Annotated in this window: 21 protein-coding genes; all 21 read right to left on the reverse strand. The window is 63.6% G+C overall.

The genetic code is table 11. The features are described from left to right. The gene (locus tag AC07UK_RS06815) at positions 1–1,518 is read right to left on the reverse strand and encodes a conjugal transfer protein TraG N-terminal domain-containing protein (protein ID WP_494688273.1); all 1,518 of its coding nucleotides are present in this window, start codon (positions 1,516–1,518) and stop codon (positions 1–3) included. Between the two features lie 15 nt (positions 1,519–1,533). Continuing rightward, a complete protein-coding gene (locus tag AC07UK_RS06820) occupies positions 1,534–1,887 on the reverse strand; it encodes a hypothetical protein (protein WP_494688272.1) in 354 nt (117 codons plus the stop codon). After that, a complete protein-coding gene (locus AC07UK_RS06825) occupies positions 1,884–3,278 on the reverse strand; it encodes an integrating conjugative element protein (protein ID WP_494688271.1) in 1,395 nt (464 codons plus the stop codon). The genes AC07UK_RS06820 and AC07UK_RS06825 overlap by 4 nt, the downstream gene beginning before the upstream one ends. 9 nt (positions 3,279–3,287) lie before the next feature. Next, positions 3,288–4,238 (reverse strand): TIGR03756 family integrating conjugative element protein, encoded by a 951-nt coding sequence (locus AC07UK_RS06830; RefSeq protein ID WP_494688270.1) that lies wholly within the window; start codon positions 4,236–4,238, stop codon positions 3,288–3,290. After that, positions 4,235–4,675 carry a TIGR03757 family integrating conjugative element protein gene (locus AC07UK_RS06835; RefSeq protein ID WP_494688269.1) on the reverse strand — a complete coding sequence of 147 codons (441 nt, stop codon included), beginning with the start codon at positions 4,673–4,675 and terminating at the stop codon, positions 4,235–4,237. Before AC07UK_RS06835 ends, AC07UK_RS06830 begins: the two co-directional genes overlap by 4 nt. Positions 4,676–4,867: 192 nt before the next feature. Continuing rightward, positions 4,868–5,359: a JAB domain-containing protein gene (locus AC07UK_RS06840; protein WP_114133394.1), complete on the reverse strand. Its 492-nt coding sequence runs from the start codon at positions 5,357–5,359 to the stop codon at positions 4,868–4,870. Between the two features lie 193 nt (positions 5,360–5,552). Beyond that, positions 5,553–6,311 (reverse strand): DsbA family protein, encoded by a 759-nt coding sequence (locus AC07UK_RS06845; protein ID WP_494688280.1) that lies wholly within the window; start codon positions 6,309–6,311, stop codon positions 5,553–5,555. Between the two features lie 10 nt (positions 6,312–6,321). Continuing rightward, a complete protein-coding gene (locus tag AC07UK_RS06850) occupies positions 6,322–9,207 on the reverse strand; it encodes a conjugative transfer ATPase (protein WP_494688268.1) in 2,886 nt (961 codons plus the stop codon). Continuing rightward, on the reverse strand, positions 9,207–9,641 hold the full coding sequence (locus AC07UK_RS06855) for a TIGR03751 family conjugal transfer lipoprotein (protein ID WP_494688267.1): 435 nt from the start codon (positions 9,639–9,641) through the stop codon (positions 9,207–9,209). Before AC07UK_RS06855 ends, AC07UK_RS06850 begins: the two co-directional genes overlap by 1 nt. Then, entirely contained in the window at positions 9,622–11,088 is a 1,467-nt protein-coding gene (locus tag AC07UK_RS06860; RefSeq protein WP_494688266.1) for a TIGR03752 family integrating conjugative element protein, read from the reverse strand. Before AC07UK_RS06860 ends, AC07UK_RS06855 begins: the two co-directional genes overlap by 20 nt. Further along, on the reverse strand, positions 11,078–11,998 hold the full coding sequence (locus AC07UK_RS06865) for a TIGR03749 family integrating conjugative element protein (RefSeq protein WP_494688265.1): 921 nt from the start codon (positions 11,996–11,998) through the stop codon (positions 11,078–11,080). The genes AC07UK_RS06860 and AC07UK_RS06865 overlap by 11 nt, the downstream gene beginning before the upstream one ends. Further along, entirely contained in the window at positions 11,995–12,684 is a 690-nt protein-coding gene (locus AC07UK_RS06870) for a PFL_4703 family integrating conjugative element protein (RefSeq protein WP_114133400.1), read from the reverse strand. Before AC07UK_RS06870 ends, AC07UK_RS06865 begins: the two co-directional genes overlap by 4 nt. Further along, the gene (locus AC07UK_RS06875; protein WP_494688264.1) at positions 12,681–13,130 is read right to left on the reverse strand and encodes a TIGR03750 family conjugal transfer protein; all 450 of its coding nucleotides are present in this window, start codon (positions 13,128–13,130) and stop codon (positions 12,681–12,683) included. The genes AC07UK_RS06870 and AC07UK_RS06875 overlap by 4 nt, the downstream gene beginning before the upstream one ends. A gap of 12 nt (positions 13,131–13,142) precedes the next feature. After that, positions 13,143–13,508: a TIGR03745 family integrating conjugative element membrane protein gene (locus AC07UK_RS06880; RefSeq protein WP_114133402.1), complete on the reverse strand. Its 366-nt coding sequence runs from the start codon at positions 13,506–13,508 to the stop codon at positions 13,143–13,145. 23 nt (positions 13,509–13,531) lie between these two features. Beyond that, complete coding sequence (locus AC07UK_RS06885; RefSeq protein ID WP_494688263.1) at positions 13,532–13,771, reverse strand: TIGR03758 family integrating conjugative element protein; 240 nt, start codon at positions 13,769–13,771, stop codon at positions 13,532–13,534. 18 nt (positions 13,772–13,789) lie between these two features. Beyond that, positions 13,790–15,193, reverse strand: a complete 1,404-nt coding sequence (iscB, locus tag AC07UK_RS06890) for an RNA-guided endonuclease IscB (RefSeq protein WP_494693866.1) — start codon at positions 15,191–15,193, stop codon at positions 13,790–13,792. Positions 15,194–15,431: 238 nt separating this feature from the next. Then, complete coding sequence (locus tag AC07UK_RS06895) at positions 15,432–15,770, reverse strand: integrative conjugative element protein, RAQPRD family (protein WP_494688300.1); 339 nt, start codon at positions 15,768–15,770, stop codon at positions 15,432–15,434. A gap of 71 nt (positions 15,771–15,841) precedes the next feature. Continuing rightward, the gene (locus AC07UK_RS06900) at positions 15,842–15,985 is read right to left on the reverse strand and encodes a hypothetical protein (RefSeq protein ID WP_494688299.1); all 144 of its coding nucleotides are present in this window, start codon (positions 15,983–15,985) and stop codon (positions 15,842–15,844) included. A gap of 141 nt (positions 15,986–16,126) precedes the next feature. After that, positions 16,127–16,876 (reverse strand): TIGR03747 family integrating conjugative element membrane protein, encoded by a 750-nt coding sequence (locus AC07UK_RS06905; RefSeq protein WP_494688298.1) that lies wholly within the window; start codon positions 16,874–16,876, stop codon positions 16,127–16,129. Next, a complete protein-coding gene (gene traD / locus AC07UK_RS06910) occupies positions 16,873–19,044 on the reverse strand; it encodes a type IV conjugative transfer system coupling protein TraD (protein ID WP_494688297.1) in 2,172 nt (723 codons plus the stop codon). The genes AC07UK_RS06905 and traD overlap by 4 nt, the downstream gene beginning before the upstream one ends. A gap of 15 nt (positions 19,045–19,059) precedes the next feature. Then, on the reverse strand, positions 19,060–19,596 hold the full coding sequence (locus tag AC07UK_RS06915) for an integrating conjugative element protein (protein ID WP_494688296.1): 537 nt from the start codon (positions 19,594–19,596) through the stop codon (positions 19,060–19,062). Positions 19,597–19,598: the final 2 nt, after the last annotated feature.

Raw genomic sequence — 19,598 nt, forward strand, 5'->3', positions numbered from 1 at the left:
CTACTTCAAGGACTTTGAAACCGTCCCAGCCCCTCTCGAGCCAGCAGACTTCGCTCCATCGGTTGCCATCGCCAGGATCTGGGCGATATTTCCGGCATGAACTCCAACCCATCCTAGTGCCGCCACCCAAAGGCCGGGCAGCACAATAAACATGGTCGCCATGACGAAGTTCAGCAGCATGTCGCCGAAGCCATTGTTCAGGCCGATCAAGGGATCGAAGTTCGAGTGCGGCCGGTTCGCACCAAACCCCCAGCCGTAGAGCGCATCGAGGATCGTGCTGTCCAGCCAGCGCGCAAGTTGGAACCAGAAATCCACGAAGAACAGCGCGAACTCGACGCAGCTCACAGCGACCACGGCCTTCAGCTCGTAGGTGCCGAACAGCAGAACCAGTGGGATGCAGATGACGAGTGCCATCTTGAGCAGCGACAGCACCATCGGCAGCGCCTGGCGCACCACATCCATGGCTGGGAAGAAACCAGGCGACCCGGCGGCCAGGCCAAGATCCCCAGTGCCGCGCGCCACAATGTTGGGCAGCGTCTTCTCGATCTGACCGCCGTAGTCGGTATAGACGGCCCCCTGGTTCATCTTCTGCTGCCGGGGCGAGACGACGGCGCGGACCACCGAGTCGTTGACCTCATTCTGCGAGAGGAACCCCGCCCATCGCCCGATACGAGAGAGCAGATCGGGATCGACCTGGGCCAGCAGGCGTGCGCGCAGCCCACTGCTGCCATCGGACCACCATTGCCGGCAGGTCGGATAGCCGCCGCCACTGTCCACCTGGGCCAGCCCCGCATCGCGGGCCGCGTCGTAAGGCCAAGCCGTGCGCGGCGTGCTCGAATGGTAGGTGTCGTAGAAGCCGGCGGTGTTGAGGAAGTAACCCGAACCGATCCAGGTGACGTCGTCCATCTGTTCGTCGGAGAGTGTCGGCCGGCTCATGAACAGCTTGGCGCGCGAAGGGCCATAGCAGTCACGCACGAAATCGCCGACTTCCTGGGCCAGTACCGGGTTATCGATACGCGTGGCGTCAACATCCATGCGCATCTGCCGCAGGTCAGTTCCACAAGGAATCGCCGCCACCGCGGCGCCCGTGACGGCCTTCGAGATGGCATGCATGAAGAACCACCACACCGGCACCAGCGCGCTCTGGTTGTTGAGCGTCGTATAGGCGCTGGACCAACCCGTATCGGCCGGTTGGGGGACATTGACTTGGCATTGCGCGGAACGGCTCGTGTCGTGCTTGATCGTGCTGAGATCCACCGGAATGAAGGGGATGCCGGCGAACAGGATCACCACGATCGCTACCCACACGCGGTTCTCAATGCGCATCGAGGACAACACGCCCTTATTGCCCTCGTCCGCGCCTTCCGCCCTCGCGCGCAGCCACTCGTGGATCACAATGGCAACGAACGGCAGCGCGAACAGGCCGCTTTCCACGAGGATGTCCCAGATGCCGTTGTTGACCATCCACCCAACCAGGGTCAGGTAATACTCCAGGTAGTCGGTCGTGTAGAGGGTCATGAGGTCATCCCAGCTTCAGGCATGGCGCAGCAGTTGACTGCCTTCGAGCAGCACGATGGTGATCACGGCCGCGATCTCGACTCGCAGCAGGCGTTGATGCGCTTCGCCCGATGGCTCGCGCTGCCGCAGGCGCCCGCGCATCCACCACCAGCCATAAGCCGTCGCTGCGTAGAGGAGCAGCCGCCAGACGAGGAAATGGGTCGCGTGAGCACGCAGCCAGTACTCCCAGCCGTCGATGCTGCCGATGACATGGATGCCGGCCACACTCACAACCACGAAGATGCCGGCTGCCATCAGTATCCACAGCAGCGCGATGCCCACGCGGCGGCTGAGCAGCCAGGCTGGCCGCAGCCAGGTCCGGGCGGTCACGGCGTGCTCCGCGGCTTCTGCACTTCCTTGAGCCGATCGCGCGTGGTGTCGCCCTCGAAGATGCCGCGCGATCCGCCGGCGCGGGTGTCGTGGCGCTGCACGATCGCCAAGGCGGAGTTCCCAGCCAGTGTGCGTCGCAACTCCAGCTCGGTCTTGAGGTTGTTGATCTCCTGCTCCAGCGTGCCGTTCTCCCGGTCAACCTCCTTCACGGCCAACTCATTGGCAGCGACGTTCGGCTCCTTCTTGCCGGTCAGCAGCGTGCGCTGCAGCAGCAAGGCCTTCTCCAGCACACTTGACAGCGCCGCCTCGGAAGCCAGCCGCTTGCCCAGCAAATCCTGGTCGGGCTCGTCTCGCAGGGCTTCGATCACGCCGCGGGTGATCGGCAGCGAATTGCTGCCGGCCGCCTCGAGGTTCGCTACTGTCGTCGGCTTCACACCCGTCACCAGCTCCTGCAGTGCCTGCAGTTTGGCTTCGTACTCTTCCTGAATCACCGGCGTGAGGCCGACGCCCGGCGTGGTCTGCATCTTGGTGCAGTTGTCGCAGGTGCGCTGCTCGCGCTCGCCCAACACACGGGTGGCGAAGTTGATAGCAGCTTGTGGCGAGGACCACGTGAGGCACGTAAGCCTATTGCCGCAGGACGCAGGCGGAATCGATGACGTCTCCGTGACGTCGCGCCCGTTGAGCAAATTGTAGCCCGCGCGCGTTACGTCGCTCACCACCTTGATTGGACTCTGGCTAGAGCCGCCCGCATTGCGGCCGCCTACCCATGGCACGCCGTTGTTGCCCTTGTTCGATTCGGCCCGTGCAATGGCCGACACGGCATCGGTACCACTCACCGCATTGCGCAGCGCCATACCCTCGGCGAGCTGGTCCCAGCCCGCCTGGCCGCCAGCCAAATCCGCCATCCGGTTGGCGATGGTCCGGCAGGTCATCTTGGATCGGTCGAAATCCAGGCGCGCCTGCAGCACGCCGTTGGCCAGCAGGTTGTAGAGCGCCGGATCCGCGCGCTGGATGATCAGCGCCGGCAGCGACGCCACGGCGCTGGTGGCGTTCTGGATCACTGAGGACATGATGGACTGGAAGCCGTTAGTGGCGCCGTTCAGCTGGTTCTGCAGCGTCGTCGTTAGACTCATGTCCCCGCAGATAAGGTTGCTGTTCCAGCCGACCCCGACGCCGATACTCTTCATGTTCCCAGCCCCGCTCATGGACACGGCCCGGCCACCGCCCACACTGTAGAGCACGTCATCGCCAATGACGCTGCCGCTCGCGCTTGCGCCATTGCGGTCGATACGGGTCTGCGCCCACGCGACGCCTGCTGCCGCCGTGACGGCGCAAGCGAGCGCGATAAGCAACGCGTAGGGCGTGGCACGCCCCGTCAAGGACACCTTCATCGGGAAACCTCATGTTAAATCAACGCTACCAAGGAAGACCTGTCCCCGACGCTGGCAACAGGCATAGGGCCGCCACAGCGCCCAGGCGTAGTCGCCCTGCTTGGCCTGCACGCGCGGGCTGCTGTGCGGAAAAACGGCACAGGAGTTCGAGAGCGTCGGGCTCAGCTCCTGCCACTTTCCGGTGGAAGCGTTGCCTTCCATCAGTGCGCCAGCCGGCCAGTAACCATCCCGGGTACTCGCCAGCAGCGGTTGATAGACGTGGGGCTGGGCGCGCCGCGTCACGACGTCGCCCGCGCGCTGCGCGACCACGGCCGCGCTCTTGTAGTCATCGGTCTGATGCAAGAACCCGCCGCGCGGATAGACATTGCCCCACAGATTCCCCGTCACGCGGCTACCGATCTCTCGCATACCCGAGGTCAGCGCCTCCGGATACACCAACTCGGGCACGTTGTAGCGCCAGGCCGCCGTGTCGAGCGTGCTCAGAAAGTACGGCATGAAAGCCGTACCCGCGCCCTGACAGGTGTAACCGAAGGCCATGGCGAACTCGCTGAACACCGAACCCGCAGGGTGCCCAATCACGTCGGTGTTCTTGAACTTCGCCACGTTGTAATCGTTGCCATGGTTCACGGTGCCGTCGCCGCCGGCTTGGGCGGTGTCATTCGGCATGCTCATCGCACGCACTTCCACCCATGGGTTCTCGCCGGTATGCGAATAGCTCGATACCACCGCATCCGGCACGTAATGACGTACTTTCAACGACGTACGCACACTGCACCCCGACCACGAGCAATACAGCCAGTAGCAGATGCCGACGACGCGGTACTCCAGACAGCCGGGCGACGCAGAAGAGGCCACGATGGTGGCCGTGGTCAAAGCGAATGCCGACGCGGCACCGCTCAGGAGCGCTAAAGCCATAGCCAGCCGAAACCGGCGAGAGAGAGGTAAGAGCAGGCGATTCATGGCTGTTCCCTCCGATGGCTTTCAATGCGCGCCACGGCGCGCGCAACGTCCGGCTCGCCATAGACCACATAGCGGCCGTCGACCACTACGGCGGGCACCTTGGTGATGCCCAGGGCCCGAGCATCGGCGAACCCTTGGTAGGCCTGGCCTATTCGGCGCTGAAGTTTGCCCTCACGTAGGCGCTTGCGCACGAGGTCGGCGGCGAGGATCGCATCTGCGGGCAGGCCCGCAGACAGCTCGGCCTCGATCCGCGAGGGAAGGTCTAGTTCGATGATCCGCTCACCGCCCATGGCTCGTACTGGATGGCGGCTGTCGGTGATGACAAGCACGTCGGCGGCGAAGGCAGGCGTGCAGAATGTGATCAGCATGGTTGGCAATACAGCAGCGATGCAGAGGGGCGGCCACCCCGGCAAGAACTTGAGTAGAAGGGCTGACATGCACGGAATCCTTGGAAGCTGATCAGAGCCATAGTCAAGCGCTGAAGGCGGCATCGCCTCGACAAACAAGACGCACTGCGCGCGTTCCGTTTGTTGGCTCAGCAAAAAACGCGTTGCATTGGCGACAAGAAAAGCGGGAGCCGAAGCTCCCGCAGGGTGGAATATGCGCGTCCGGAACGTCGCCGTGACCGGTTACAGCAGCCCCGATTCGGCGAACGAGTACGGTGTGCCCTTGCCGATGATGACGTGCTCCAGCAGACGAACCTCTACCAGCGCCAAGGCGACAATGAGTTGGTCCGTGAGCACTCGATCGGCCATCGACGGCTCGGTTATCCCGGACGGATGTTGATGCGCAAGGATGAGCGCCGAGGCGTTGAGGGCCAAGGCGCGCTGAACAACCACTCGTGGATACACCGCGACCTCGCTACGCGAGCCCTTGAACAGCGGCTCGTAGGCGAGTACCTGGTGCTGAGCGTCGAGGAACACCGCTGCAAACACCTCGTTGGGCTCCGCAACCAGTTTGAGACGCAGGAAGTCGCACACGGCCGCGAGACCGTTCAGCACCGGACCGGACTTGAAGACACGCTTTTCCAGCACGGTGATGGCCTGCTGGATGATCCAATCCTCGTGCTGCGCGGCAAGCAGAGCGAGCGACTGCGGGGTGGAATCAGACACGAAAGACATTGCTAACCTCCATTGGTTAAAATCGGAGGCGCATGCCCCGGGAGGGCAAACCCTCCAAGGGATGACAGCATGAGGCATCGGACAAACAGGCATCCACCACCGCGGTGGCGATGGCTGTTCGCGCCAGGGATGCGATGCGAACGGGGTTTCGATCAACGCGGTCGCGCCGCGCCGTAGCCTTGAAGATCGAGGGCTACCTGGGCATGTCGCCGACGATTGCGGCGGGCATATCTGTAGAACTGTACGGATCGGCAGCGGTGTGGCCGCCAGCGGCGAGCAAATCGAGCGCCGAAAGCAAGGCATCGCCCTCGACTGGCCCGTGCAGCAGCAACGTCTTACCCGTCTCACGGTCCAGTAGAAATAGGGCCGGCGTGGCCGTGACACCGGTCTTGGCCGCCTCCTCGGCTTGGGCGCGAATGAATGCATTGGGCCGCTCGGACGCCAAGCACTGCTGCGCGGCTGGCGACAGGTCGGGATAGCGCAGTTCCTCCGGCAGGCCCTGGCCATTACCGCGGGTATGGGTATAGACCCATTCGACCGCCTGCCAAAACGCAGCATCGCCGCCGGCAGCACCGACGCATTCGACGAGGCGGGCTTCGGCGGATGCGGCCGGCTCGTGCATTGCGAGCGGCAGATGGTGCCATTGCAAGGCTACGTCTGGGTGCTCATCGATCCAGCGCTTGAGAACTGGGAAGTAGGCTCGGCAGAACTGGCATTCCAGGTCGGCATACTCGATCACCGTGAAGCGCGCGTCAGAACGGCCGCGGCGCCAAGGCGGTCCGGGTACTGTCGTGCCCCCAGTCTTCGCCTCGGCATGGGGCTCAAACTGAACAGTAGCAGGCGCCATGGCCTGCGGACGCAGTACCAGCCATGCGCCTCCGCCTATCAGCGAGGCGGCCACCAGCAGTACGGCAAGAAGGGGCCGGGATTGGGTAGCGCCGCAACGTTGCATCATGCGCTCCTTACGGCGTCAATCCATCGAGTGGAAGCGATGCGATGCCGCGGGCGCAGTCGATCCTTTGAGCGATCTTCAATGCAGCATCCAGTTCGCCAATGCCGTACTGCTGCATCAACTGGAAGCGCTCGGCTTTCTCCTCAGCTTCCGTCTGAGCCAGGGCCAAGTAGAGGCTGGGTGGGACAGCACGAAACAACACTTCCATCGATTTGGACAGGATCACGCCCTCACTATACTTGCCCGTCTCCTTGCGTGCCGACAGCATCAGCGCCTTCTGTGCCGGGCTCAGCTCGCGAAAGCGTGCGATTTTCTCTACCTCATCCGGCGGCATCGACAGGCAAATCCACCACTCAATCATGTTGAGCATCGGTTCGGCCGCCTTGGGCAAATCATCAAGGTTCTGAGTCGCAAGCCAGTACCAGGCGCCGAGCTTGCGCCACATTTTGGTGATCTTGACGACGTAGGGCGCAAGCAGCGGGTTCTTGGTGATAATGTGCCCCTCATCGGTCACGTTGATGATCGGCCGCCCGAGGAATTGGTCGCGCTCGGCGATGTTGTTCACCGTGTTGATGAGGCTGATGTAAGCGATGGAGAGCTGGGCGTTGTAGCCCTCGCGCGCGAAGGTCGCCAGATCTACTACGGTGATGTCGGCTTCGGGCCAAGGCGTACCGGGCCGATCGAACATTTCGCCATCCACGCCCTGGCAGAACATGTCCATTGCGTCGGCCATTTCCACCAGCCGGGCGCGACGGATCTCCGGCAGTGTCGAATCCTGAGCGCGCCCGCGCAGTGCGTTGCGCACATCGCGCGTGAGTACCATTCGCTTATCGGCCACACAACGCTGAGCCGCGTCGAGGATGCACTGACGAATGAGGCTGCGGTCTGCTCGCGTCATCCGCGTCTCTTCCTTGTCTTCGCCGCCGGTGATCATCAGCCGCGCCGTGATCTCCAGTTCGCCGAGCACATCGCGCTGCTCGTCAGCGTCTGCGACCCGCGTTGTCTCGGCGCGGTCCTCATCCAGGTCATCGACATCCAGCGTTTGCACTTCACCAGGCGTATCTACCAGGCGCCAGGCGTCGGCGAAAGGGGCCAAGCTCACGCCAGCGCCGGGAGCGAGCTTGACACGGTGGACCGACAGGCCCAGGCGCGAGGCAAAGTCGCCGAAAAGGCCGAAGCTGTTGCCGGCCTCGACGATGAACAGGCGCGGCCGGTAGATCGCCGTGATCTGATTCAGGATGTTGTTGAGCGTGGCGCTCTTGCCCGAGCCGGTAGGACCGAAAAGAAACAGATGCGCGTTCATCTGCCTGTCCAGCCGGTTGAGCGGATCGAAGGTGATCGGCCCGCCGCCACGGTTGAAAAAGGTGATGCCCGGATGCCCCGTGCCCTGGCTGCGGCCCCACACCGGCGCCAGGTTCGCAGCGTGCTGCGCGAACATGAGCTGGGTGTACCACTGCCGCTTGTCCAGGGCCGGGTCGAAGACGCAGGGCAACCAGCGCAGGTAGCTGTTGAGCGGCGCCACCTCGTCTTCCTCGCGCACCGGCTGTAGACCAGCGTTGAGCATGACGTTGACCAGTTGCAGGCCGCGGGCGTCGAGCTGCTGCGGGTCGCGCCCCCGCAGGTAGAAGGCCAGCGCGCCGCGGTAGAGCTTGTGCGCGCTGCCAATCAGGCTGCGCGCCTGCTGCACGTCCTGGCGAGTCTGCTCCGAAGCTAGTGTCTCGCCAACCGATTTCTTCCCCAAGTGGTTCAGGTGCGCCTCCAGCACGTCCTGTGGTGTGGCAACCAGGGTGAGACACATCACCGTGTCTTCCGGCATCTGGTCGAACACCGCATTGACTGCATCGCTTCCCTTGCGAGTCTCACCGGTGATGTGTCCCGTCGCCGGAGGCATGCGCAGGCGGTCCATCACAATGACCCGATGCGGCATCCCGTCGAAGAGCCAGACGCCGTTCGCCACGTCCGAACACGGCTGCCCGAAGAACAAGCGCTGGGCAAAGTCGCCGCTAGCCAGTTCGATCTCGCCTGTTTCCCGCTCCTCAGGATAGCGGGTCAGCGCGTAGAAGCGCTCGCAATCTTCAGCACTCGGCCCCAGCAGCGTCGGATGCGGGTTGAACCAGCGCAGCAGCCAGTCATGGATGTCGGCCGCATGCATGCGGCGGGCCTTCACGCCCGCATTGGCGAGCCCGCCCACGAGTCGATCACAGATCGTGGAGAGAGACTGCTCGGGCGATTGGCCACGCCGGGAGACCGCTGTCGCGGGTGCGCGCCGGTAGACCACCATGCGCACGCGCCGGACCTGGCCGCGCCACGGCAAGCGTGTCACCGTGGTGTCCTCGAACAGCCCTCCTGGCCTAGAGATAGCGCGCAGATGGTGCGTGAAGAAGCGCAGATAGAACTCGCTGAAGGCGATGCCCTGAGCACGTGGCCGGACGTAGTCTGCCAGCGTGCGCAGATAGCCGTCCCAGTTCGCCTCGTCCTGAGCATAGAGCTGGACCACCCAGGGATGCTCCTCCAGTTCATCGAAGGAATCCTGCAGCGCGTTCTCCAGCGCGGCGCGCGCCTGCCACAGCCAGGCCAACTCGCGCCCTTCAGTGCCGACAGGGGCCAACTCGAAGAAGGCCGCGACCGACTCGCCGTCCTCCAGCAGCATGCTCATCGATTCGGGCAGATATTCCACCCAGGGCAGCAGATCGGCGAAGGACGGGGCCAAATCATAGAGCGCCTGGGCGTGCGCCTCAGTGGCCTGGCTGCGGCGGCCTGCAGGTAACGCGCTGCCGGGCTCGGTAATGCCATGCGCGACCAGTAACGACACATGCCGGGTCCAGGCCTCGACAGCCGGTTCACTGGCACCGGTTGCCCTTTCGGCCCGGCGCGTCCTAAAGAATGAGCGGATCATTAGTAATCCTCCAAACGTTCGCCCGGCATCGCGTACTGCACCCGCTGGTAAAGCGGAAACACCGTGGTGTAGCCGGGCACCGGCACTGGATCGCTTCCGGACAGATGCGGGAAGACGTACATCGCGAGGTCCGGGTTGGGCAGTCGGTGGAACTGGCGGTAGATCTCGTTGACGGCGGTGCGGGTGTAGGCCGCATTGGCCGCGGGCATGCCCTTTACATCGGGCTCAGTCAGCGGCCGGCGCAAGCCCTGACGCACATCGAGCAGTTGTCTCGCGGGCTGACCACCGCCCGCACTGCCGCCGGTCTCCTGTTGCCAGACATCGAGCATTGTGTGATCGCCTTGTGGTAGTAGCTTGTCCTTGCTGGTGGCACACCCTCCCAGCACCAAGGCTGCAATCAGCGTCGCGGCGGCTTCAGTCCAGATCTGACGCATGAGCTTCTCCGATGCGGTGATTGACCCGCCGCCCCTTGACGTCGTAGTCGATGTTAAGGGGCTGCTCCAGATGGACAGCGACTTTGGCCCCAGGCTGCACGTAGATTGCGGCAAAGGCCTGCCCGTAAAGCTTGTTGACCCAGTCGGCCATGTCGCGCACACCTCCGGCGAGAATGCGGCCCATGGCCTCGTTGCCTGAAATGCCGACCGTACCAAGCGAGCCGTTGCTGTTGGAGACCACGGCTACACTGCCGGTGTCCGACTTGATGAGCGAGGCCGCGCCTGCGCCGGCCGCGGTAATCAACGCCTGCGAACCGAGGTACTGTTGCGCGTTACTGCGACGCTCGCCGGAGACGCAGGGGACGCCGTGGGGGTCGCTGATCCAGCCCAAGCTACCCCGCACCGCGCTGCCGTCCGTGCCGGTGCTGCTGGCCTGGTCACCGGTGGCGCCCTGGCTGCGCGAGCTCTTCTGCGGCACGCTTTGGATGGTTCCGTCTTGGAAAACGAACGTCACGCTGCGGACCTGGCCGCGCACGCATGAAAGTGTCCAGTCGCCCGAGGCGGTGCCGCTCACCACTGCACCGGCTACGTCGGGAATATCGATGCCGTTGGCGGTAAGGTTGTCCGGACCGATCAGCACCTTGAAGGGATACGGGTCGTTGACCGTACCGTCGATCGGCACACGTCCGATCAACGCTGTCATGGCAATCGACCCAATGAGCGTCGAGTTGGACGGCACCGTGTAGATCGGCTTGGCGTACGTCTCCGCGGCGCTGCTGACAGCCTCAGCGGCGGCGCTAGCAGTGCTGTCAGCCATATCCGTCAGAGTTCTCTGCGCGGGTCCGAAACTAGTGGGCAGATTCGGGCCGCCACGTGCATCGCCGCTCTTGACGGGCATTGCGTCATCTGGTTCCACCCAGTGCATGCCGCCACTCTTGCGCGCAACGCCCCTGTGCTTGCCATCGCCCTCCTCCAGGCCCAGCCCGATGGGCAGGTCGGACTGCCCGCCCTCGCCGGAAAGCCCGTCGAGGCGCCGCTGCAGGTCTTGTAACCGGTCCTGCGTCTGCTGACGATCGTTTGCGATCTGATCACGCTCCTGTTGCCGGCGGCCCCGCTCGCCCTCCAATGCGGTCTGGATGCTTTGATCAATCGCACTCTCACGGACACGCATGCGCTCGTTCTCGGCCTTCTGGTCCTTGTTGTCGTTGAGCGCTGCCTGTAGTTCGTTGCGCAGTTGCTTGACCTGGGCGACCAGCGTGGCAACGGTATCGCGCGGCGTATCGCCCTCGATACCCAAGGCTTTCATCTCTTCAGGCGAGAGCGGACTGGCACGATCGGGCCTGGCGGGCTCGGCACCATGATCATTTGAGAAGAGCTTGATGCCAGCGAAGACCATCAACAGCACCATCGGGATCAGCAACCACTTGAGGAGGGGATTACTTTTCATTATGGGGACCTCCTCCTTCGGCCTGGCCGGCCGCGGCCGCCACCGGCGTGTTAACGGTGGCGTCGAAGGGTGCCACCTTTGGCAGCAGCGACTCGGCCAGGCCATGGCCACGGGTAACAAGATAGACCACGGTGGTGTCGGTCGAAGCGCCAGCCGGCCCCAAGGTCGCATGCTGGAAGGTTGCCGCGACGAAATCGCCTTGCAGTGCGCGCGGGTCGAGTACCAAACGCCGTGCGGACGTGTTAGTGAGCTTCACTGCCGTCACCCACTGGTCATCGAGCCGCCACGCGGCCAGCGCCTGCGCGCGCAACGGGAGCACAGGTAGCAATGTGTGTAGAGCCAGATCGCGGCGTAGATTCACGCGGCGGACGCCGGCCACCGGCTCCACCGTGCGCAGCGGTGCATAGAGGTTTTGTGCCGCATAGCGTGTCAGCACCGCAGGCACCGGGCTCGCGCGCCGCGTCGCCGCGCCTGTCGTCTCGCTCGGCTGGTGCTCGCTTGTGACGGTACCGGCCAGAGCGTTCGCCGCCGATGATGCCGCATCGCCCACGATGATGCGCACAGGCTCGAGCGCAGGCTGGCCTGCCTTGGCTGGCTCGGCAGCGATGTCGAGCAGGATCAGCGCCCCGGAATCCACGTCTTGCAGTTGCAGCCGCGAGGGCGGAATCGGCTCGTTCGCGCGCAGATAGATCGCGCCGCCGGCGCTCTGCACGCGCAGGTGCGATGCGATGCTCTCCGGCAGGCCGACGCGCACGTTACGATCGATGAAGATCACGCGCTCCTGACCAACCACTAGCGTCACAGCCAAGGGCAAACGTTGCCAGCGCAGGAGCTCCACAGCATGGCTGATGGAGACTGGCGCCATGCCGAGCAGAAGGCCAGCCAAGGCAGAAAGGATACGCCGCTTCATGGCGCTTCTCCTTGCAGAGGGTTGACAGCGGCAGGTTGGCGGCCGGATACAGTTGCCGGCGCCGATTCAATGCGCTGCGGCGCCCTCGCATAGCAGTCCAGCGCCAGGCCGAAGGGGTTATGCTCTGGGTCCACATCCAAGCGAACGACCTTCAAGGCATAGCGCACCAGTGCGCGCTTGACCTGTTCGGAGCCGAGGTACTCGTCGGCACTTACCTCGAGCGTGACGATCCAATCCACTGCCGACACGACTTGCACGCGCGACGTGGGATCATCGCCGTAGCCTCGACCGGGGATCTCATAGATGCCGCGCACCCGTTGGCGCAGTTCGCCGTTGTTTCGCCGCAATTCGTAGTCCTGTTGCAGGAAGGACCGGCACCCAGGCGTGAAGTAAGCGGACAGCGCCTTGAGATTGCGCGGATAATCCTCCTCGCCATTGGCCGGCCAGCGCTGGGTCTGCTGCCAGATGTAGAAGGTAAAGGCGTAGACGTTTTCCGGAGGCACGTCCCACCACTTTCGGGTGCTACCCGAACGCAGATCAGGGGGCACGTGGATGGTCAGTGTCTTCGGCGCCCTCCACCAGCCGAACCCCAACACCAGGGCCAGGGCGAACAGCGCTGCCGCGGCTAGGCGCAAGGTCTTGACATGCGCCTCGAGGTGCATGACCTCGTTCTTGAACCGGCTCATGCGGCGCCCCGACGAATGGATGTGGAAGGCCACTCGCGCCGTGTGGTCCACCAGCCAGCGTAAGTGATGATCTGCCGTCCGCCTACTTGAGCAGCCAGCGAGGGGTAGCGCAGCGCGAGCCGCCACTGGAGCTGGCGGTATAGCCAGGTGTCAGGCCGACCGCGCTTCTTTCGGCGCAGGAAGCCGCCACCCCAGAACACGCCGATCCCGATGCCAACGACGACCAGGGTCGGCACCATGGCAATACTCTGGGTCAGCCAGGCCACCGCCAAGCCTGTCAGGAAGCCGGCCACACCGGACAAGCCGGCGCAGGCCCACAGCTCGTCGGCAGTCAATCCGCGTATCACCACCGGATAGCGGTTCAAGCGATGCGGCAGAAAGACGACGAGCCCATCATTGAGACCATCCTGCGGAGCCTGCCTCGGGTTCTGAGGGTAGCCGGTCATCGCTGCACGCCCTCAGAGCACACCGGTGGCCTTGGTCATCAGCCAGATGCCAACGACCAACAGAATGGCGCCCACCGCCACCGTGAGGCCGAACTGGCCCCAGGTAGCGCGGCCGGTGTGGATCTCCGCATAACGCGTATAAGCGTGGTAGCAGACCCCGATGAACATCGATGAAACCACAAGCAGCGAAATGAGCAGCACGATGTCGTAGCCATAGTTCTGCAGCGTTTGGAGGATGCCTTTACCCGCGCCGCGCGATGGGTCTTCCATAGTCGGCAGGCCGGCAGCGAACGAAACGCTTGGCATGCCTGTAATGCATAGCGCAACGAGTGCGGTGGCAACACATGTGGCGCGATGGAAAATCGAACAGGTTTTCATGGCGATTCAAACTTTCGTGGTGGTCAGGACAGGAGAAAGAAGCTCAGCGTCAGGTACATCGCGACGAATCGTACGGCCACGCCGATGAACTGGCGCTCGGTTATCCGGTTCTCGGCCCAACCGATATAGCCGGTACGCAGCGCCCAAACACCCCAGAGCAGCAGAACGGCGAAGACGAAGCCGAGGACAACGGTGGAGACGGTCGCAGGCGTGAAACCACTGTTGGCCTGGAAAGCGGCGACTTGATCGGCGGCAAGCGTCATGGTGATGCCTCCTGCGGTTCATCCGTTTGCGCGAGAAACCTCGGCCTTCAGGCCGGGGAGGGATAGCGCACGACGCAAAGCGTCGCCCCTGTCCTCGCTTTCCTTATGTGTGAGCGCTACGAGTGAGTAACCATAGCCGTCGCCGCGTTGCATCAGTTTGCAGTGCTTGTAGGAAATGCCCTGCACCGCCCCGGACGCAGTCTGGATGTTGAAGGAGCCAGTTGCTCGGATGGCGACACGACCGACGTGAGTTCCGGCCCTCTTCCCAGCGGGAACGATGGCCTTGACCATATCGCCAGTCTGGAAGCCGAATGCGCGCTTGCTTCGCATGAGATAGCCGCGCGGGAAGCCGTGCGCGGTAAGGCGGGTCCGCTGATAGCTTCCCCGCCCTGTGCATTTGATGCGCAGCACCGGTCGTTGCCAGTCCACAACCGAATGGACGTTTCCGACGCATGCAGCGTCGAGGGCGTGTGCCTTGGGGATTTCGAGGCGCAGACGGTTGTACTTCGTCTGCCCGCCAGTCCCGGTTTCGATCGGCAACCCGAAACCCTTGAGGCCCGTCAGCAAAGCGAGGCGCGTTGAGTTGACCGCGGCGGCGTCACGCAATGGCGCCTTCGCTCGGGCCAGGATGCGCTTGGCGCGTTCCGGGTCCTCGCGCAGGAATGCCTCTAGCGGCAGCGAGCCCTTCTTCTGGTTGCAAGGCCGGCACGCGAGCGTCAGGTTGGATACCCGATCGGTGCCGCCGTTCGCTTTCGCGACGATATGTTCGGTTTCCAACGGCCGGTCTTGCGCGTCACAGTAGGCGCATGTCCGGCCGAATTTAGCGAGAAGATACTCCTTCACTTCGTAGCCAAGCAACTCGCCTTGCTGGTATTCGACGCCGGAGATCTCCGGATTTGCCATCGCCTGCATGTCAAACCGGACTAGTTCCATGCTGAGGGCTGTGATCGGGGCAAGCTTGCGAAAGCGGCGCACCCATGCTGTGGTCGTGTCGACGCGGTGGCGTAGGCTCGGTGCCAGCCAGCCTTCAGGCTTGCGGCGATTGTCAAAGCGAGCGGCACGGTACCGTGTTTTGCGTCCGCGCCGGGTGCGCCGCATCGACCTACGGGCGGTGAGGGCTTCACTGATCTGGCGCCCGCGGTGAATGATCTGCGCCAGCGACAGGACGTGGGCAACTCGGGGCCCCTCGATGTCTGCAATTGCCTCACGCACGATGGCCAGACCGGTTTCCTTGCTGCCAGGATCCAGCTTCAGGCGTAGTGGCTGGAGCTCGCTGTCCAGCAATCGCCGGTCGATTAGGCGAATGGCAAACGGCATCAGGCGATGCACGCGTGCGCGGTCACGCTCAAGCAGCAAGCGGGCCCGCTTCTCACTGCACGGCATCAGCGGCTTGCCGTGCTTGTCCAACACAAAGACTGCCATGGCAATCTCCCCAATATGGCTGCCCTTACGGGCCTGGTTACGCCTCCCCTGCGGGAGGTCTCCCTTCGGCAATGTTACGAACCGGCGATCTGCCCCGATCCGTTTCGTGCTTACCCGTCGCTTGTCTGCAACCGGGGCTTCGAGAGGTTGGGACTAAGTGAAGCATCCCAACGTCGGTCTTGCACCTGTTCGCAACGTAGCGGGTTGGTTACCGCTTTGCCTGGTCAACCCGAGCTTGTCAGTTGCCTTTCAAGCTCCGGCCTTTAGGCCGGGGTAGTTGACGGCTTCGCACGTAGTCGCCGGCGATGGGAACCGGATCGCGCGGCTGGGCACGCTCGGGGGCGAGGTAGTCCTGCACGCCTGCACGGACACGCTCGAGGTCAGCATGCAGCCGGGCATAATCGAAGTGGTAGCGGGCACGTTCATCCATTGCGGTGTTGGCGGCGTGCGCTGCGATGCTGTCCGCCAGTTCAATCTGACGCGCCAAGGCGCCGAGTTGCTCACGCTCCATTGCGCCATCGGAAGCCATGGCCGTACGCAAACTTGAGAACGAAAGCACCAGGAGCAAGATGACCATCGGGCGTGGCCACGCGCCAGTGCATCGGCATGTTTGTTTCATGTTGCCATCCCCTGGTGAAGTGGATGGTGTCAATACTGCAGCGCGCCGCAGACATGCGCCGTAGAGAAAGAGGATTTCTGCACAACCAGATTGATGGCTTCATGTCGCGCCAACGGCGGCATTTCAGCGCGCAAGCTTTTCCCTTCCCAGAAGCTGCTGAGCACATGTGGCATGGTGCGCAGAGCCTACATCGGGATGACCGCCGCGGCCATGAGGGAAGAGGGTACAAAGCGCCAGCCCCCAAGCGTCAGGACTAGTGCACGTTCATTGCTGCGGGCAAGGCGCAGTCGGACACGTTCACCTTCCAAAATCGCCTAGAGATACTTCTTGAATGTCGCCGCGGAGATGCATACGGCTACGCCCAGCATTGATGCGCTGGGCAACAGGATTAGCAGCGGATGAATGCTCACCGGCAGTGCCAGGTAAATGACCCACGGCAGGATGGCCAGCGGCATCAGGCTCGCCTTCGCTCGGTGGTATACGAATCCCGATTCGCGGCCGGCTGCGAAGCTGCGCACGTCACGCCGAACTAGCCCATCCACCAGGCCAACGAAGGCGGCCATCAAAAACAGCGGCAAGGTCAGCGTCAGCACCAGCAGCCGCACGAGACACACGAGAGCGGTGTAGGCGGAGGCAATCAAGTAGCTCTCAACATGCACATAGACCACGCCAAGGTAGTAGCGCAAGTCATGTGCCTGACTGCGGACACCGGCGCTTGCCTGCGTAGCGGCATCGCGTATCACGTCGAGCAGCCCGCTTTTGACGAAAAGCCAGTCGTAGGCCAGTTCGACAAGATGCCGAGCGGTGCGGCCTGGTTCCTGCACCAGCACGCTGCGCGTAAAGCTCTCCGATACCAGGGCCAACTCGTGATTGAGCATGCTCTGCGCGTGGCGCCAGCCCTGTTGAGGCCAGAAGAAGTGCAACCCGATGCATTCGATCACGATGCACAAAAGCAGTGAGCCGCACAGCACGCCAAAAATGCGGAACGGCAAGGTGATGACACTCGCGACCAGCCCCTGTTGGTAAACCTGCTGGCGCTGCGCTGCGACGACCGGATCGCTCATGTTACGACGTCTTCGCCACCAGCCTCATTGGTCGCGGCAGTCTGCTGAGAGTTCGCTTGCAGATCGTCTGGAAGCGCTTGTTTCTGAGAGACAGGGACGCCTTGACTCGCCCACCAGTCACCGGCCTCGACATAGTGCTGCCGCATGTAGGCGGCGAGTTCCTGGAGATCCTTTGGCATGGCCTCATCGGGGTCGGGGGCGGGGAGCGGCATGCGGATCTTCCATAGATTTCCGCCTTCGATCAGCGCGAAGCATTGCCCCTTGGGCAACGCGACCACGTGCGCGGGCTCGATCAACGGCACGCTGGTGCTGCTGATGCGATCCTGGGTATTGGAGGTAAAGGCGGTGTTGCCGCTCGGGTCGGAGCTGTCGGTCGCGCCGCTCGTCACCGTGGCGGCATACACCTCAACCTTCGGCAGTTGCCGCGTCAGCAGTTCGGCCGTGGCGGTCTCGCGCACGCGCAGCATAAACAGGTTATTAAAGTTGCCGATCAGCTGCCCGGCCTTGGCGCGGCTGCCGATGCGCGCCTCGATGTCAGAAAGGGTCTGCGTGTAGGCTGTCACCTGAATCCCGGCACCGCCGCCCTTGTTGACCATCGGTATGAACTCGTCCCCCATCAGTTCGTTGAACTCGTCGGCGTGGACGTTGATGGGCACCTTCACGCCGGTGGATGGGCCCGGCAGACCTTCCTCGATGCCAAACTTGTAGATGTGGCCGGCGACTGAGACCAGGTCGCTGAACATTGAGTTGCCCACGGCGGCCGCGACTTCGGCGTCCGATAGCGCGTCCAGCCCGACGTAGACCACGGCGCGTTTGCGGATGATCTGCATCCAATCAAAGATGGGCCGCAGGTCGTTCAAGTCCGAGTAGTTCGGCGCGAGCAGTTGCGCGATCTTTCCAGTGGTCAGCTTCTCCAACAGCGGCAGCAGGCTCGCAACGATCTTGTCGAAATAGGTGCGATCGTAGCGCACGGCACTACGCAGGCCATCGAGCACGGGGTCGTAGATGTGCACCTGCGAGAGGTACTGCTCCAGCGCCACGACCCGCTTCTCGCGGCCGATCATGTTGCGGGGAATGTTCCTGTCATTTAGCCGCGCCTCGAGCTGGACGATGACCTCCCAGGCTTTCGGCTCGCTCTTGGCGAAGAAGTGCTGGGCGTACTCGATGAATAACGCGTCGATATTGATGACGTGGCGCTGGATCAGCAGGTAGTCGGGACGCTGCCCCAGCTCGACCAGCGCGCGCGCGATGATGTTGACAAAGCGCCAGGCGAACTCGCGGAACGCTGCGCTGTTGCCCTCGGCCGAAAGCTGGCCCGCAATGCGCGTGGCAACCTCCGAAATCCGGTCGAAACGGCCCACGGCGTTGTAGCGTGCCGAGATGTCCGGCCAGCCCAGGTGGAAGGCGTAGAACTCCCCTTCCCTCCCGGCGCGCCGGGCCTCCACGTACATACGCTTAAGCAGGTCGGCGTCCCCCTTCGGGTCGAAGACGATCACCACCTCGTGCTGACCGCCCACCTTGCGGCGGATGTCCTGGGTGATGAACAGCTCGGCCAGGCGGGTCTTGCCCACGCGCGTGGTGCCCAGCACCAGCGTGTGGCCGACCCGCTCGCCCAACGGCAGCGTGACGTCGACCTCGTGCGGCTCGATGCCGTGCAGACGTGGCAGGCCGCCGACTGGCGGCAGCGGGCGCAACGGATTGAGTGGGCTGTCCCAGGCCAGAGCCTTCGCCAACCTGGACACAGGGAATGGCGCGAACTCCAGCCGCGCCTCAATCCCCCGTGCCGCTCGGTAGAGCGTTGTCGGTTCCACGTAGTGGCGGAACTCCGGCCGGTAGGTCTGCATAAGCCGGTGCGTGTGGCGCTGGTCCCATCGAAAGCCCCGGCCGACGAATAGCCGCTGTTGGCTAACGGGCACGTCGCGGCTGGTCATCACGTAGCGCGGAAGCCTGCGGATGTTGCGTCGGTAGCGAATAATGGCCCACGCGTGCCGCAGCCGGATGGCGCCGAAGGTAAGGAACGCAAGCGCGCTACCCAGGCCCAACAGAGGGCTCAGCGCGAGCGACCACGGTGCCATCAGGCACAGCAGCGCGGCGCCCGCACAGACCGCGACGGTGTACAGCTCCACCGCGGGGCGCAGCAGAACCTCGATGTTCCGGGACTTGGCCATAGCCGGCGTTTCACATCACGGCTCGATGCCGGTGGAGGTGATCAGCACTGGATAGTGACGGATGCCCAGCCGCTGAGCCAAGTCGTCCCCGGAGGCGGGCGACAGCATCAGGCTCGGCGCTAGGCGGCGCAGTGTGGCCAGTGCATCGGGCGACACCACGTTGACCACCAGTCCCACTGCGTGCAGCGCTTTCAACGCTCCCCGGCGCTGCAGCAGCCAAGCGCGGGAGCGGTCATCGTCGCCGATCAGGAACAATGGTGTGAGGCCCGGCGCGTGGATGACGCGCCGCGGCTCATTACCCGGCGACAGCCGTGTCGAGCGCACCGGCAGCATGACCGCCTCGGCTTCTGCCCGATCTCCGATGCGGGGTGTCTGCTTCGGTGCGGCCGGCCCGGGCGTCCCCTCACCCTCGGCATTCAGTGCCTGGTAATACGGCAGCGCCGGGGCCCCGCCGCGGTCCTCGACAACGATCAGGGGCTGGGCGGTCGATTTCGTCAAGGCGGTGGTGGCAATGAGCAGCCCCAGGGCGGAAGTACAGAGCATCCGGTTCATAG

This window comes from Cupriavidus sp. GW821-FHT07C08 (genome assembly GCF_059419025.1).

Bases quoted from the DNA above. Each gene is read 5' to 3' on its own strand.
- traD (WP_494688297.1), bottom strand. From the start codon at position 19,044: ATGGCCAAGTCCCGGAACATCGAGGTTCTGCTGCGCCCCGCGGTGGAG.
- AC07UK_RS06835 (WP_494688269.1), bottom strand. From the start codon at position 4,675: ATGTCAGCCCTTCTACTCAAGTTCTTGCCGGGGTGGCCGCCCCTCTGC.
- AC07UK_RS06840 (WP_114133394.1), bottom strand. From the start codon at position 5,359: ATGTCTTTCGTGTCTGATTCCACCCCGCAGTCGCTCGCTCTGCTTGCC.
- AC07UK_RS06870 (WP_114133400.1), bottom strand. From the start codon at position 12,684: ATGAGCCGGTTCAAGAACGAGGTCATGCACCTCGAGGCGCATGTCAAG.
- AC07UK_RS06900 (WP_494688299.1), bottom strand. From the start codon at position 15,985: ATGCCACATGTGCTCAGCAGCTTCTGGGAAGGGAAAAGCTTGCGCGCT.
- AC07UK_RS06850 (WP_494688268.1), bottom strand. From the start codon at position 9,207: ATGATCCGCTCATTCTTTAGGACGCGCCGGGCCGAAAGGGCAACCGGT.
- AC07UK_RS06860 (WP_494688266.1), bottom strand. From the start codon at position 11,088: ATGAAAAGTAATCCCCTCCTCAAGTGGTTGCTGATCCCGATGGTGCTG.
- AC07UK_RS06845 (WP_494688280.1), bottom strand. From the start codon at position 6,311: ATGCAACGTTGCGGCGCTACCCAATCCCGGCCCCTTCTTGCCGTACTG.
- AC07UK_RS06880 (WP_114133402.1), bottom strand. From the start codon at position 13,508: ATGAAAACCTGTTCGATTTTCCATCGCGCCACATGTGTTGCCACCGCA.
- AC07UK_RS06875 (WP_494688264.1), bottom strand. From the start codon at position 13,130: ATGACCGGCTACCCTCAGAACCCGAGGCAGGCTCCGCAGGATGGTCTC.
- AC07UK_RS06915 (WP_494688296.1), bottom strand. From the start codon at position 19,596: ATGAACCGGATGCTCTGTACTTCCGCCCTGGGGCTGCTCATTGCCACC.
- AC07UK_RS06825 (WP_494688271.1), bottom strand. From the start codon at position 3,278: ATGAAGGTGTCCTTGACGGGGCGTGCCACGCCCTACGCGTTGCTTATC.
- AC07UK_RS06905 (WP_494688298.1), bottom strand. From the start codon at position 16,876: ATGAGCGATCCGGTCGTCGCAGCGCAGCGCCAGCAGGTTTACCAACAG.
- AC07UK_RS06885 (WP_494688263.1), bottom strand. From the start codon at position 13,771: ATGACGCTTGCCGCCGATCAAGTCGCCGCTTTCCAGGCCAACAGTGGT.
- AC07UK_RS06865 (WP_494688265.1), bottom strand. From the start codon at position 11,998: ATGAAGCGGCGTATCCTTTCTGCCTTGGCTGGCCTTCTGCTCGGCATG.
- iscB (WP_494693866.1), bottom strand. From the start codon at position 15,193: ATGGCAGTCTTTGTGTTGGACAAGCACGGCAAGCCGCTGATGCCGTGC.
- AC07UK_RS06855 (WP_494688267.1), bottom strand. From the start codon at position 9,641: ATGCGTCAGATCTGGACTGAAGCCGCCGCGACGCTGATTGCAGCCTTG.
- AC07UK_RS06815 (WP_494688273.1), bottom strand. From the start codon at position 1,518: ATGACCCTCTACACGACCGACTACCTGGAGTATTACCTGACCCTGGTT.
- AC07UK_RS06895 (WP_494688300.1), bottom strand. From the start codon at position 15,770: ATGGTCATCTTGCTCCTGGTGCTTTCGTTCTCAAGTTTGCGTACGGCC.
- AC07UK_RS06830 (WP_494688270.1), bottom strand. From the start codon at position 4,238: ATGAATCGCCTGCTCTTACCTCTCTCTCGCCGGTTTCGGCTGGCTATG.